Raw genomic sequence first — 13559 nt, forward strand, 5'->3', positions numbered from 1 at the left:
TGGCCGCGTAGCGGCCAAGGAGCCCGAGGAGTGCCTGTCCGCCATTCGCGCGCTGATCTACGACGACGAGACGCTGGAGTGGATGGCGGGCAACATGCGGGCCATGAAGGGACAGTTGGAGGAGGAGAGCCTCAACCGCATGCTGGCGGGCCTGGAGGCCGAGAAGGGGGTACGCGTCGGATGAACCGGAAAAAGTCCTTGGTGGGGATCGGCCTGATCGCGGCGCTGATGGCCCTCACCGGCTGGCTGCTGTTCAGGGACCAGCCCGTCACCCGGCTGCTCCACACCCTGGGCCAGCTCAGGCCCGGCTGGCTGCTGCTGGGGCTGGCTCTCATGCTGGCCTTCGTGGGGTGTGAGGCCACGTGCTCCCACCTGATCCTGGGACGGCTGGGCCACCGGGCCCCCCTGCGCCGCTGCCTGGGCTACTCCTTCGTGGGCTTCTATGTCAGCTCCATCACCCCGTCGGCCACCGGCGGACAGCCCGCCCAGATCTACTACATGTCCAGGGACGGCGTGCCCGCCGCCCACGGGGCCCTCAACATGATGCTCATCGCCGTGTGTTATCAGGTGGTGGTCATCGGCTACGCCCTGGCGGTGGCGCTGCTCCGCTTTGATCTGGTGGCCAACCTGGGGGGCGGGCTGGGCCTGCTCCTGCTGTTCGGCGCGGTGGTCAACGGCGCGCTGACGGCGGGGATGCTCTGCCTCATGTTCCTGCCCAATGCGGCCAGAAGGCTCACTGGCGGCGTACTGAGCCTGCTGGTGCGCGTCCGTCTGGTCCGCCGCCCGGAGGAGGCCAGGGAGAAGCTGGAGAAGCAGATGGAGGAGTACCGCCGGGGGGCGGACTGCGTCAGGCGCAACCCCGCCCTGGTGCCTGCTCTGCTGGGCCTCACCTTCTGCCAGCTCACCGCCCTGTTTTCCGTCCCGCTGGTGGTGTACCACGCCTTCGGCCTGACCGGCAGCGGGGCGCTGGACATCATCGGCACCCAGGCCCTGGTCACCCTGGCGGTGGCCTCCCTGCCCCTGCCCGGGGCGGTGGGCGCCTCCGAGGGCGGCTTTGTGGCGGCCATGCGGCTCTTCTTCGGCGCCGGACTGGTGACCCCGGCGGTGCTGGTCTCCCGAGGCATCAGCTTCTATTCCTTCCTGCTGCTCAGCGGCTGCGTCACGCTGCTGGTGCACCTGCGCACCCGGAACCGGCAGCCTGTGGCGGTGTCCCCCCGGCTCCCTAAGACCGCCCGGGGCACAGTTGTCACCTGAGCGCCGTTTTGCCTCTTGTGCGGCGGCCCGTCCTGCATTATAATGTGAATACGTTTCACGCAGGAGGGGCAAGCTATGAAGTATTTGGGAATTGATCTGGGCGGCACCAACGTGGCCGCCGCCGTGGTGGACAGCGAGGGGACCATCCTGGGCAAGGTGAGCCTGCCCACCCCGAGAGGGGCGGAGGCGGTGGCCGACCAGATGGCCGCGGCCGCCCGCGGGGCGGCGGAGGCCGCCGGCACGGCGCTGGACGAGGTGGTATCGGTGGGCATCGGCGCTCCCGGCGCCATTGAGCCGGACACCGGCGTGATCAAATACTGGTCCAATCTGGACTTCACCAATGTGCCCATCACCGCCCTGATGAAGGCGCGGCTGGACAAGGAGATCCTGCTGGAGAACGACGCCAACGCCGCTGCCCTGGGGGAGTACGCCGCGGGCGCTGGCAAGGGCAGCCAGTCCATGGTGGCCGTCACCCTGGGCACCGGCGTGGGGGGCGGCGCAATCCTCAACGGGAAGCTCTACACCGGCTTCAATTACGCGGGCATGGAGATCGGCCACTTCGTCATCGAGCACGGCGGGCGGCTGTGCACCTGCGGACGCCGGGGCTGCTTCGAGGCCTACTGCTCCGCCACCGCCCTCATCAAGCGCACCCGCCAGGTGATGGAGGAGGACCGCACCTCCAGGCTGTGGGAGCTGGCGGGGAGTCTGGAGGGGGTCAACGGCCGCACTCCTTTTGACGCCGCCGCCCAGGGCGATCCCGCCGCGGGCAAGGTCATCGACGAGTATGTGGACTACCTGGGCTGCGGGGTGGCCAGCCTGGTCAACATCTTCCAGCCGGAGGTCATCTGCATCGGCGGCGGCCCCTCCGCCCAGGGGGAGACCCTGATGGCCCCGGTGCGCTACATCCTCAACCGGGAGGACTACGCGCGCAACAACCTCCACCGCACCCGGCTGGTACGGGCGGCCCTGGGCAACGACGCGGGCCTCATTGGCGCGGCGTTGCTGCCGCTGTTCCGGTAGAGCTCCAGGGCTGAACTCCGCTCCGGCGCCGCAACGTCAACGGAGGACCTCCCTTACGGCAGGTCCTCCGTTCTTTCGTACCCGGCGCAGGGGCCCTCTTCCGGGGCCGCTGGCTCTGCCCCGCCCTCCTCCGGCGGGAAAAGGAGCAGGGAGAGCCCGAACAGAATGGCCGCCGTGATGGCGATGGCCTGTACCTTGTGCTCCTCCAGCCAGGGACGGTAGGGCTCCAGGGGCGGGACTTTCCCGGCCGCCGCGTAGAGCGCCACCGCAACCACCACGCACAGGGCCAGCCGGGTGACGGTCTGTTGTTTGTCCGGTTTGGTTTCCATAGGCGCCGCCTCCTTCTCTCCATGTATAGCGGGGGATAGGGCCGGGTAGACCAGCAGGCTGCTTCGGATGTGAAAAAACGGTAAATTTTGAGGGGGCGTACTTGTCCCACCCGGCGGGATCCACTATACTACAGAGGTATCGGACCGAATTTTGAGGAAATCAGAGGCGGAAGCATGAAACGCAAGCACACAAAGCAGCCGGCCGCGCAGGTCCCGGCCCCCCAGCCCCGGCGGGAGGTGGCCCGGCTCAGCCCCGATCCGGAGCAGGGGCTCACCCTGCACCAGGTAAAAGAGCGGCAGCAGAACGGCTGGGCAAACGACCCGGTGGACTCCCCCACCAAGACGGTGGGGCAGATCGTGCGCGAAAACGTCTTTACCTTCTTCAACTTCATCTTTGTGGTGCTGGCGGCCCTGCTGGTGGCGGTGGGCTCCTTCGACGACATGCTCTTTCTGCTCATCGCCGTGGCCAATACCGGCATTGGCATCGTTCAGCAGCTCCGCTCCAAGCAGACCGTGGACAAGCTCAACCTGCTGGCCGCCCCCCGGGCCAACGTAGTGCGGGAGGGGAACCTGATCTCCGTGCCCGCCGCCCAACTGGTGCGGGATGACGTGGCGGAGCTGGCCTCCGGCGACCAGATCCCCGCCGACGCCACCGTCCTCTCCGGCCAGGTGCAGGTCAACGAGGCCCTCATCACCGGCGAGGCCGACGCCATCACCAAGGCCCCCGGCGACGAGCTGCTCTCCGGCGCCTTCGTGGTGTCCGGCCGCTGCCGGGCCCGGCTGGACCGGGTGGGGGCGGAGTCCTACGCCGCCCGCCTCACCCTGGAGGCCAAGAAGGATGTCACCGTGGGCAAGAGCGAGATGATGTCCTCCCTGGACAAGCTCATCCGCATCATCGGCATCCTGCTCATCCCCATCGGCGTGGCCCTGTTCGTCAAGGAGTTCGTCTTCCTGGAGCGCACCGCCCAGGAGGCGGTGGTGTCCATGGTGGCCGCCCTCATCGGCATGATCCCCGAGGGGCTCTACCTGCTGACCAGCGTGGCCCTGGCGGTGAGCATGATTCGCCTGGCCCAGGGCAAGGTGCTGGCCCAGGATATGAACTGCATCGAGACCCTGGCCCGGGTGGACGTTCTGTGCGTAGACAAGACGGGCACCATCACCGAGCCCCACATGGAGGTAGGGGAGGTGGTGTACCTGGACGAGGAGAAGTACGCCGAGACTGTGGTCACCGAGACCCTTAACGCCTTTTACCAGTCCATGGAGGCGGACAACGACACCGCCCGGGCCATGGCCCAGAAATTCCACGGCAAGTCCCTGTGGCACGCCGCCCAGACCATCCCCTTCACCTCCGCCACCAAGTGGAGCGCGGCGGTGTTCCCCGGCCACGGCGCCTTCGTGGTGGGCGCCCCGGAGTTCATCATGGGGAACCGCTACGCCGATCTGAAGGAGGCGGTGGACCCCTGGTCAGAGAAGGGCTACCGGGTGCTGCTGGTGGCCGAGTACGGCGGGGTGCCCGATCAGAAGGGGCTGGACCCCCGGCGGGTGTCCCCCATGGCCCTGGTGGCCCTGTCCAACCGCATCCGCCCGGCGGCCCCCAAGACCTTCCGCTACTTCGCCGAGCAGGGGGTGGCCGTGAAGGTCATCTCCGGCGACAACCCTGTCACCGTCTCCGAGGTGGCCCGCCAGGCGGGCATCGAGGGGGCGGAGAAGTACGTGGACGCCGCCACCCTCCGCTCCGATGAGGACATCGCCCGCGCGGTGCGGGAGTACACCGTCTTCGGCCGGGTCACCCCCAACCAGAAGCGCAAGCTGGTGCGCGCCCTCCAGCGGCAGGGCCACACCGTGGCCATGACCGGCGACGGTGTCAACGACGTGCTGGCCCTCAAGGACGCCGACTGCGGCATCGCCATGGCCTCCGGCTCCGACGCCGCCTGCCACGCCGCCCAGCTCGTGCTCCTCAACTCCGACTTCTCCGCCATGCCCAAGGTGGTGGCCGAGGGGCGGCGGGTCATCAACAACATCCAGCGGGCCGCCGCTCTCTATCTGGTGAAGAATATCTTCTCCTTCCTGCTGGCCCTCATCTCCCTGTTCGCCACCTTCCCCTATCCGGTCACCCCCCTCCAGCTCTCCCTGCTCAGCGCCGTCACCATCGGCGTGCCCTCCTTCTTCCTGGCCCTGGAGCCCAACCACAGTCTGGTAAAGGGCAAGTTCCTGTCCAACGTGTTCCGCGCCGCCCTGCCCGGCGGACTGACCGACCTGTTCGTGGTGCTGGGGGTGGAGGTCTTCTTCCTCACCTTCGGCTTCAGCGAGGCGGAGCTGTCCACCATGTCGGCGATCCTCCTCATCGTCATCGGCATCATGGTGCTCTATGAGGTGTGCAAGCCCTTTGACTGGAAGCGGCGGGTGCTGTGGGGGGCCATGGCGGGCTCCTCGGCGGTGACAATCCTCGGCTTCGGTGGCAGCTTCGGCCTCAGCCCCCTGGGTACGCAGGCCTTCCTGGTGCTGCTGGTGTTCCTGGGGCTGGCCTACTCCATCATGCGCTTCATGTTGGGCCTCTTCGACCAGGGGGAGCGCCTGCTGAACCGTGGGCGGCATCTGCGGAAACGGAGGTAACGCATGCACATTCGCCCCTACCGCAGCTCCGACTGCCCGGCCTTGGCGGAGCTGTTTTATCAAACGGTTCACGCCGTCAACGCCCGGGACTACAGCCCCGAGCAGCTCGACGCTTGGGCGGATGGCCGGGTGGAGCTGGCCGCCTGGGACGCCTCCTTCCGCGCCCACGACACCCGGGTGGCGGTGGAGGGAGGCGTGATCGTCGGCTTTGCCGATCTCGGGCCGGACGGCTACCTGGACCGCCTCTATGTCCACAGGGACTGGCAGGGGAGGGGGGTGGCCTCCGCCCTCTGCGACGCCCTCCCCGCCGCCCGCATCACCCATGCCTCCATCACCGCCCGGCCCTTCTTTGAGCGGCGGGGCTGGCATGTGGTGAAGGAGCAGCAGGTGGAGCGCCGGGGGGTGCTCCTCACCAACTTTGTCATGGAGCGGTCATGCCCGCCGCCTTCCCGCCCTGTGTAGGGCGCGGCATCCCTGACGCGCCGCTTTTGCCGCGTTCTGGCAGGCCCGCCCCGCCGCCGTTTTTCCCCGTGCAAGCGGGCCTTGCGTGACAAACGGGAGGTTCTCTGCTACGATGGAGGGGAGAGGGGGGAGGCGTATGCACGACATCGCCCGCAATCTGAAGTGTCTGCGGCGGCAGAGGGGGCTGACCCAGGAGGAGCTGGCCGCCCGGCTCCACGTGACCCGGCAGGCGGTGAGCAACTGGGAGCGGAACCGGAACCTGCCCGAGCTGGAGATACTCCTCTCCGCGGCGGAGCTTCTGGGGGTCGGCGTGGACGAGCTGCTCTATGGTCCCCGGCCGGCGGAGGGAGCGGCGGCCCCGGCAAACCGGCGGAGGCGCACGGTTACCGCCGGGGCGCTGTGGGCCGTCTGGGCGGCGCTGTGGCTGGCCTACCAGCTCTGGGCGCTCCCGGCGCTTGAGGCGATGTACGATAAATATGACTACTCTGCGGCGGGCTGGCTGCTGCTCTGGCCCGCCCTGAATCTGCTGCTGGGAATGGCGGTGTGCGCCCTGGTCTCTATCTGGCGGGAGCTCCGCCCCCGGCGGCTGGCACTCCGGCGTGCCCTGTTCTGGGCGGGGGCGGGCTGCGCGGCCCTGCTTCTTCTGGGCGTGCTGCTGTTGCCTGTGCACGGGGCCCTTGTGGCCCTTCATGAGTCCGCCATCCCTTATCTGCTCTGCGGGGGTCTGATCTTCTGCGGCTGGGGGCGAAAAGCGGGTTGATTTCCCGGGTGTTTTCCGGTAAAATGAAAGGCGCGGGGCATGGCTCCGCGCTTACTCTTTGGATAAAGGGGGTATTCTTCATGCTGAAGGTACTCTATCTGTTGAATTTCGCAGGCAAGGCGGGAACCGAGCGGTACGTGGAGACCCTGGTGAAGTATCTCTCCACCGACGGGCTGGTGCAGCCCTTCTTCGCCTACAACGAGGGTGGGCTGCTGGTGGAGCGGCTGGAGGCCATGGGCGTGCCCTGCCGCCGGGTGGAGATGCGCCGCCGCTTCGACAAAAAGGCCGCCCGTGAACTGGCGAAGCTCTGCGCCGAGTGGGACATCGACCTGGTTCACTGCCACTATCTGCGGGAGCACTACACCGCCCTGCTGGCCAAGAAGTACAATAAAAAAATCCGCGTGGTCTATACCAACCATTTTGTCCTGGCCAACGACTTCGTGACCCGCTTCTCCAACCGCATCATGGACCGGCGGCAGGATCAGATGATCGCCGTGTGCAACAAGGGGAAGGAGCAGCTCGTCGCCAACGGCTGGAGCGCCGACCGCATCCAGGTCATCTTCAACGCCGTGGATCTGGATGCCTGGGCGGGAGACCGCAGCCAGTCCACCCTCCGCGCCGAGCTGGGGCTGGACGACAGCCGCTTCGTCATGCTGTGCGCCTCCCGGTTTGCTGGGGACAAGGGACACAAGTACCTCATTGACTCGGTCAAGCGGCTCACCGAGCTGTGCGCCGTGCCCTTCACCCTGGTGCTGGCCGGGGACGGCCCCCTGCTGGAGCCTACAAAAGCCCAGGTACAGGAGCTGGGGCTGGAGGACTGCGTGAAGTTTATCGGCTTCCGCAAGGACATCAAGAACCTCTATAAGGGAGCGGATCTGTACGTCAACTCCTCCCAGCACGAGGCCCTGTCCTTCCTCATTATCGAGGCCATGGCCGCCGGGCTGCCTGTCATCGCCACCGACATGGGGGGCAACTCCGACATCGTCAACGACGAGGCAGGGTGCGGCATGCTGGTGGAGTACGATAACCCCGACTCCATGGCCGTGGCTATGAAGTGCTTTCTGGAGGACCCGGCTTTCGCAGCCCGGTGCCGGGAGAACGCGCGCAGGACCATCGAGGACAAGTTTGAAATCCACAAAATGGCCAGGGCCACTTACGGCGTGTATGAAAAAGCCCTCCACGATTGATTGCTAGGAGTATTATTTTTTATGTCTATTACTGAAAACAGCCTCTTTGTCCGCTTTTTCCTGTCCCTGTGGCTGTGCTTGAAGAACGCGGCCGCCAACAGTGCCCTGGGGCGGGCCTGCGACCGGCTGGAGGGATGGTTTCTCCGGCAGGCGGAGAACAGCGCCATCTGTACCTTCGTCTGGCGGGAGGGCCGCATCCCCAGGGCGTGGCCCCACAGCATCGCTTGCCGCCTGTTTACCGCCATCATCAACATCCCCTGCGCCCTTTTCAAGGCCGTCTACCGGGCGGGAAAACGGGTGTGGGACGCCAGTCTGTTCTGCCGCCTGATAGGGGCGCTGGGCGGGGCCTCCTTCCTCTTCCTGGGACTGTTCATGATGGTCATGCTCATGACTCCCCATGCTATGTGGAACAACGTCTACGGCCTGATGGGTGCGGTAGCCCTCACCGGGCTTTTTGTGGTGGGCAGTGCCTCGCGCCCCAAACACCGGCTGGAGCTGGACACCCTGGGGCCCTATATGACGCTCTATATGGCCTTTATCTGTATCGCCCTGGCGGGCTCCCTGTCCACCCGCCTCTCCCTGCGCTTCTTCGCCTTCCACCTGACCGGCTTTTTGCTGGTGCTGCTGGTGGTCAGCATGGTGCGCAAGTATGAGCAGCTCCAGCTCATGGTGGCCCTGGCGGTGCTGGGCCTCTCGGTGGCCGCCCTCTACGGCTGCTATCAGAGCTATATCGGCGTGGATATCGTGGCTTCCCAGCAGGATATGAACCTCAATCAGGGCATGCCGGGCCGGGTCTACTCCTTCTTTGACAACCCCAACAACTTTGCCGAGCAGTTGGCCATGCTCCTGCCCCTGAACCTGGCTCTCTTCCTCAATTCCCGCTGGCGGGGGAAGCTCCTTTCCCTGCTCTCCCTGGGGGGGGGGCTGGTGGCCATCGGGGCAACCTACGGCCGCGCCAGTTGGATCGGCCTGGCCGGGGCAGTGCTGGTCTTCCTGGCCCTGCTGAACTGGCGCTGGGTGCCGGTCTTCCTGCTGGTGGGTCTGGCCGCCATCCCCTTCCTGCCCGAGACCATCTACAACCGCATCCTCACCATCTTCAACGCCGGAGAGGATAGTTCGGTTCAGTACCGTTTCGGCATCTATGAGACTACCAGGAACCTGATGGAGGACTACTGGGCGAGGGGCGTTGGCCTGGGCACCGATGTAATGAAGAAGGTCTTCCAGACCTATCCCACCAACTTCGACGGCTCCTATCCGGTTCATACCCACAACAATTATCTCCAGATGTGGGGAGAGACGGGTATACTCGGTCTGCTGGCCTACCTGTCTCTGCTGCTCTATCAACTGAAGTCGGGTGTGAAAAGCTTCTGTGCCGCCCTGGACCCCCGGGTGAAGCGGATGATGGCCGCCGCCATTGGCGCCTTCTGCGGTATACTGGTCATTGGCGTGGCGGAGTACACCTGGTATTACCCCCGCAATATGTTTACCTACTGGTTCCTGTTCGGTGTCATCGGCGCCTGTATCAAGCTGGTGCGTATGGAGCAGGACAAGCAGGCGGCGTAAGAGGAAAATGTCTACCAAATGTCTACCAAAAAGAGCCCGGAACCGTTGCGGTTCCGGGCTCTTTTTGCGCTTGGCATGCCCGGCGTGTCTACCAGATGTCTACCAACGCCACTTTTTGCCGCTCTTTTGTGCCATTTGGAACTGCATGTGGGGGGAATCCCTCCTTTTTCATGGCTTGCAAGGGGCGTCATACGCCCCTCTGGCTCAAAATTCAGAAGGAGGAAATCCAAATGAGAAACCTCAAGCGGGCTCTCAGCCTGGCTCTGGCGGCGATCATGCTGGTTGGCATGATGGTTGTCTCCGCCTCCGCTGCGAGCTACAACAATCTCACCGATAAGGACGAGATTGTAAACAAGGATGCCGTTTCCATGCTGGTTTCCCTCGGCATCATCGAGGGCAAGCCCGACGGCTCCTATGGTCCTACCGAAAATGTTGACCGCGCTCAGATGGCGAAGATGCTCTCCGTCATCATGAACAAGGGCGTGGACAACAGCGCTCTGTACCAGAGCGTCAACTCCGGCCTGGTGGACGTGAACACCAACTGGGCCAAGGGTCACATCAACTACTGCTACACCACCGGCATCATCGCCGGCCGCGGCAACGGCAAGTTTGACCCCTCCGCCACCGTGACCGCCCTGGAGGCGGCCAAGATGCTGCTGGTGGCCGTGGGCTACGACCCCGCTATCGAGGGCTTTGAGGGCGCCGACTGGGCCATCAACGTGTCCGTCCGCGCCGACGAGCAGGGCATCTTCGAGGGCTTCACCAAGGATCTGTCCGCTCCCCTGAACCGGGATGACGCGGCCCTGCTGATCTACAACGCCCTGGACGTGGAGATGATCCAGAGCTACACCACCAACAACTACCCCATCGCTTACAGCGACCACCGCACCATCCTGGCCGACAAGTACGGCGTGATCAAGGTGCAGGGCGTTGTTGTGGCCAACGAGTGGGCTTCCCTGGCTTCCGATGACGGCGACGCCGCCCTGAAGGAGGGCAAGACCACCATCTACAACGGCGAGGGCATCTTCTCCACCACCGGCAACACCACCGTGAGCAAGGAGGACGCCTCCCTCAAGACCCAGACCTTCAATGTCAGCACTCCCGTTGACATGCTGGGCAAGACCGTCAACCTGTATATCAAGAAGACCACTATCCTGGCTGACTCCACCGTGTACGGCGACCCCGTGGTCTCCGACGTGAACACTGTCGTCACCACCGGCGAGACCGTGCTCTACAGCGGCGCGAAGGACCCCCAGGTGGACTATGACAAGCTGCTGGGCGAGAACGGCCTGACCGACAAGGACGCCAAGTATTTCTGGAACTACAACTCCGGCAAGTACATCCCCAACACCACCGAGAAGTATGGCGACAAGACCGCCAACGTGAAGGGCGCTACCCTGACCATCATCGACAACAACGGCGACGGTGAGGTTGATTACGTCCTGTCCGTGGAGAAGGCTCTGGCCGACATCACCTCCGTCAACTCCAAGAAGGAGACCGTGACCGTCCGCACCCTGGGCACCCTGGACAATAAGGATGTCGTGGGCTACGAGGACATGGCCAAGGAGGACGTGGTCCTGTACGTCCAGTACGGCGGCCGCACCTACCTGGAGAAGCCCGAGGTTGTCACTGGCGAGATGGAGCACTTCAACGTGAAGGGCACCGAGAAGTACATGACCGTCGGCGGCGAGAAGTACAAGGCCGATGAGCTGGAGACCAACGCCCGCACCGAGGTCGTCAAGTTCGACGTGACCGAATGTGACAAGGCCAATGGCGTGCAGTTTGAGACCTCCTACAACTTCTACCTGGACGACTACGGCAACGTGATCGCCTTCGAGGAGGTTGAGGCGGCCGCCAAGAACTACGCTCTGGTTCTGGACTCCGCATTCTCCACCAACATGCTGAACACCAGCGGCCAGGTCAAGGTTCTGCTGCCCGACGGCACCACCAAGACCTACGAGCTGAACTGGGATAACTCCGTAAAGAGCTGGAAGGACGAGAACAATTCCGCCCTCGACACCACCGAGGAAGCCGCCGAGGCACTGAAGACGTTCCTGGGTACTGACGACGGCGGCGGCGTCGGCAAGACCTACCCCGCTGCCGGTGCTGCGGCCGGCAACCTGGTTGCCTACAGCATTAACGCTGACGACAAGATGACCATCGACCTGCCCGAGCTGACCGTGGGCGATGTGGTTGACGCTACCAAGAAGCCGAACTATACTTCTGGCACGTCTGGCTTCTTCGCCGCTGGTCAGGAGATGCTGAGTGCTGACATCTCCAAGGGCGATGTGGAGATCAAGACCAACGCTACGGGCGTGGGCGATCCTACCGGCACCTTCGGCATCGACGCCGACACCATCGTGTACTACTACAACGGCAAGGACGGCTCCGTGGCCGTGGGCTACGACAGCATGGCTAAGAAGATTGCTTCGGCTGGCACCGGCAATGGAGGCATTGACAACAGCAATGTCAAGGTGAGCATCGTCGACCTGTATAAGAGCGACGTGGCCGATGTGGTTGTCCTCTACACCACCCAGGCCAAGTTCGGCGACGATGACTATGTCTTCGTGATGCCCGAGTTCAATGTCTACAATGACTACTTCTACTACACCGTCATCCACGAGGACGGCACCATGGAAGAGGTCAAGTCCGAGGACAATCTGCGCTCCGTCCTGAGCAATACCGACGGTATCGTCCAGACCATGGACATGGACTCCAAGAACCTGGCTTCCTTCAACAATCCCGCCGCTGGCACCGTGGCTAAGGGCTACGTGAAAGTCACCAGCAGCCGCTATGTCAACGTCTATACCGACGCTACCACCAACAACGCCATCCAGAATCCCGGCAAGGATAACGAGTGGCTCGACATGACCAAGCTGCAGAGCCCTGTCCGTCTGGCCAACAAGAATGACGAGCTGATCTACGACATCGACAATACCGACGTGGACGACGAGACCGCGACCGGCACCACCTTCCAGGACGGCCAGTACGGCTATGTGGTGTACGACGATGACAACGTCGTGAAGGCCGCCTTCATCGTGAAGAGCTACCTGACTGAGGACCCCACCGGCAACAACAAGCCCGGCAAGCCCTCCAACGATAAGCTGGGCGTCAAGATCTTCACCAGCGGCCCCAACAAGTATCATTTCGCGTTCCTGAACGCGGAGGATGCCACTGTTATGGACATGGAGGATCTGCTGGTCGACTCCTTCGAAAAGCTGGGCTATGAGGTTGTCAAGGTCTATAGCAGCAGCCAGGGTATCACTAAGGTCGACGTGAAGCGCGGCAACAGTGAGACCACCTTCTATGCCATGAGCTACACTGTCACCGACGAGGTGCAGGACGTTGTGGTTGACACCGTGGGCGACACCACGGTCGGCCCCGTGGCTGAGGATGTGAAGGATACCAGCACCGGTCTGGCCAACGGTTCCCTGGGCGGTGGCCTGTTCAACGGAATCACGCCCCAGAATGGTATGAAGCTCACCACCCTCACCATCACCCTGCCTGTGGATCCGAGCACTACCTATCGTGCGGTCCGTCAGACCAACAATGCCCTGATCACCTGCGCCACCGAGGGCGGTGAGGATGTCCCCACTGCCTGGAAGCATGGCGACAGCTTTGTGAAAGCCGGTGCCGCCAACGTCACTCCGGCCGGTACTGCCATCGAGTATACCCTGCTGGTCTGCGACGACGGCGAGCCCATCACCCTTGAGGTGTTTGAGAGCTCCACTGGCGCGTTCACCGTTGATGCTGACCACTACACGGTCAAGGAAAGCGGCGGCAGTGTTGCTACTCCCAGCTACACCGTTACCATTGATACCACCGGCGTGACCTTCCAGTAAGGATACGCAAAACCCCCGGGCCTTTGGGCCCGGGGGTTTTCTTTGTCTACAGGAACGCATAATAGCGGTACAGCGTCCCCTCCTGGTTCAGGCCGTGGGGAGAACCGTTCACCCGGAACCCATCTTCCGTAATAATCACGCTCCGCTCATTCATTCCATCCAGCCCCAGCTCATAGCCGGAGGAAAAGGATGAAGTGTTGTCCACCACAGCCAGCTTGGGTCTTGCGCCCAGCGATACCGTGTAGCTCAGCTCCCCATCCCCTGTGTACCGCCCGATGGCTGCGCGGCATTTGTCCCGCTCAAGCCCCAGCAGCGCGGCGTCAATGGCCGAAAGATCTCCGTTGAAGTCCGTGCGGAGGAAGCTGTCCTCCGGCTCCCACTGGTGCAGGTGATAGTACTGTGTATAATTTGCCATTCTGATTACCTCCTCTGGAGATAAAAACACCCCCGCGCACGGCGTACCGCCGGACGCGGGGGCCTTGTCCTGCCGAACGGCCTGCGGGCGGGTGTGGGCACCCGCCCCTACATG

At 63.7% G+C, this 13559-nt stretch carries 10 protein-coding genes and 1 pseudogene; 9 read left to right on the forward strand and 2 right to left on the reverse strand.

The window, feature by feature from the left end:
- From ACESY8_RS13625 to ACESY8_RS13635, 3 genes and pseudogenes are all read left to right on the forward strand, one after another.
- Positions 1-184: pseudogene (locus ACESY8_RS13625) on the forward strand (MGDG synthase family glycosyltransferase); the annotation flags it as partial.
- Complete coding sequence (locus tag ACESY8_RS13630) at positions 181-1254, forward strand: lysylphosphatidylglycerol synthase transmembrane domain-containing protein (protein ID WP_009260113.1); 1074 nt, start codon at positions 181-183, stop codon at positions 1252-1254. The pseudogene ACESY8_RS13625 and the gene ACESY8_RS13630, both read left to right, overlap by 4 nt.
- A 75-nt stretch (positions 1255-1329) precedes the next feature.
- The gene (locus ACESY8_RS13635; protein WP_009260114.1) at positions 1330-2274 is read left to right on the forward strand and encodes an ROK family protein; all 945 of its coding nucleotides are present in this window, start codon (positions 1330-1332) and stop codon (positions 2272-2274) included.
- A 53-nt stretch (positions 2275-2327) separates the two neighbouring features.
- Here ACESY8_RS13635 and ACESY8_RS13640 read toward each other — a convergent pair whose 3' ends face one another.
- Positions 2328-2603: a hypothetical protein gene (locus ACESY8_RS13640; RefSeq protein WP_007490787.1), complete on the reverse strand. Its 276-nt coding sequence runs from the start codon at positions 2601-2603 to the stop codon at positions 2328-2330.
- A 174-nt stretch (positions 2604-2777) separates the two neighbouring features.
- Here ACESY8_RS13640 and ACESY8_RS13645 point away from each other — a divergent pair, with 174 nt between their 5' ends.
- The 6 genes from ACESY8_RS13645 to ACESY8_RS13670 all read left to right on the forward strand — a co-directional run bounded on the left by ACESY8_RS13645 (position 2778) and on the right by ACESY8_RS13670 (position 13030).
- Complete coding sequence (locus ACESY8_RS13645; protein WP_055179582.1) at positions 2778-5216, forward strand: cation-translocating P-type ATPase; 2439 nt, start codon at positions 2778-2780, stop codon at positions 5214-5216.
- Positions 5217-5219: 3 nt separating this feature from the next.
- Positions 5220-5678, forward strand: a complete 459-nt coding sequence (locus tag ACESY8_RS13650) for a GNAT family N-acetyltransferase (RefSeq protein ID WP_009260116.1) — start codon at positions 5220-5222, stop codon at positions 5676-5678.
- A 136-nt stretch (positions 5679-5814) separates the two neighbouring features.
- Positions 5815-6438, forward strand: coding sequence for a helix-turn-helix transcriptional regulator (locus tag ACESY8_RS13655; RefSeq protein ID WP_009260117.1), 624 nt, complete (start codon positions 5815-5817; stop codon positions 6436-6438).
- A gap of 80 nt (positions 6439-6518) precedes the next feature.
- On the forward strand, positions 6519-7625 hold the full coding sequence (locus ACESY8_RS13660; protein WP_035298988.1) for a glycosyltransferase family 4 protein: 1107 nt from the start codon (positions 6519-6521) through the stop codon (positions 7623-7625).
- A 21-nt stretch (positions 7626-7646) separates the two neighbouring features.
- Positions 7647-9188, forward strand: a complete 1542-nt coding sequence (locus tag ACESY8_RS13665) for an O-antigen ligase family protein (protein ID WP_054339016.1) — start codon at positions 7647-7649, stop codon at positions 9186-9188.
- 230 nt (positions 9189-9418) lie between these two features.
- Positions 9419-13030: an S-layer homology domain-containing protein gene (locus ACESY8_RS13670; protein WP_054339017.1), complete on the forward strand. Its 3612-nt coding sequence runs from the start codon at positions 9419-9421 to the stop codon at positions 13028-13030.
- Between the two features lie 46 nt (positions 13031-13076).
- Here the strand turns inward: ACESY8_RS13670 and ACESY8_RS13675 are convergent, their stop codons facing one another.
- The gene (locus ACESY8_RS13675) at positions 13077-13445 is read right to left on the reverse strand and encodes a hypothetical protein (RefSeq protein WP_054339018.1); all 369 of its coding nucleotides are present in this window, start codon (positions 13443-13445) and stop codon (positions 13077-13079) included.
- Positions 13446-13559: the final 114 nt, after the last annotated feature.

The organism is Clostridium sp. ATCC BAA-442 (assembly GCF_964239415.1).
Lineage (GTDB): Bacteria > Bacillota > Clostridia > Oscillospirales > Oscillospiraceae > Flavonifractor > Flavonifractor plautii.

Bases quoted from the DNA above. Each gene is read 5' to 3' on its own strand.
- ACESY8_RS13660 (WP_035298988.1), top strand. From the start codon at position 6,519: ATGCTGAAGGTACTCTATCTGTTGAATTTCGCAGGCAAGGCGGGAACC.
- ACESY8_RS13640 (WP_007490787.1), bottom strand. From the start codon at position 2,603: ATGGAAACCAAACCGGACAAACAACAGACCGTCACCCGGCTGGCCCTG.
- ACESY8_RS13630 (WP_009260113.1), top strand. From the start codon at position 181: ATGAACCGGAAAAAGTCCTTGGTGGGGATCGGCCTGATCGCGGCGCTG.
- ACESY8_RS13665 (WP_054339016.1), top strand. From the start codon at position 7,647: ATGTCTATTACTGAAAACAGCCTCTTTGTCCGCTTTTTCCTGTCCCTG.
- ACESY8_RS13670 (WP_054339017.1), top strand. From the start codon at position 9,419: ATGAGAAACCTCAAGCGGGCTCTCAGCCTGGCTCTGGCGGCGATCATG.
- ACESY8_RS13675 (WP_054339018.1), bottom strand. From the start codon at position 13,445: ATGGCAAATTATACACAGTACTATCACCTGCACCAGTGGGAGCCGGAG.
- ACESY8_RS13635 (WP_009260114.1), top strand. From the start codon at position 1,330: ATGAAGTATTTGGGAATTGATCTGGGCGGCACCAACGTGGCCGCCGCC.
- ACESY8_RS13650 (WP_009260116.1), top strand. From the start codon at position 5,220: ATGCACATTCGCCCCTACCGCAGCTCCGACTGCCCGGCCTTGGCGGAG.
- ACESY8_RS13645 (WP_055179582.1), top strand. From the start codon at position 2,778: ATGAAACGCAAGCACACAAAGCAGCCGGCCGCGCAGGTCCCGGCCCCC.
- ACESY8_RS13655 (WP_009260117.1), top strand. From the start codon at position 5,815: ATGCACGACATCGCCCGCAATCTGAAGTGTCTGCGGCGGCAGAGGGGG.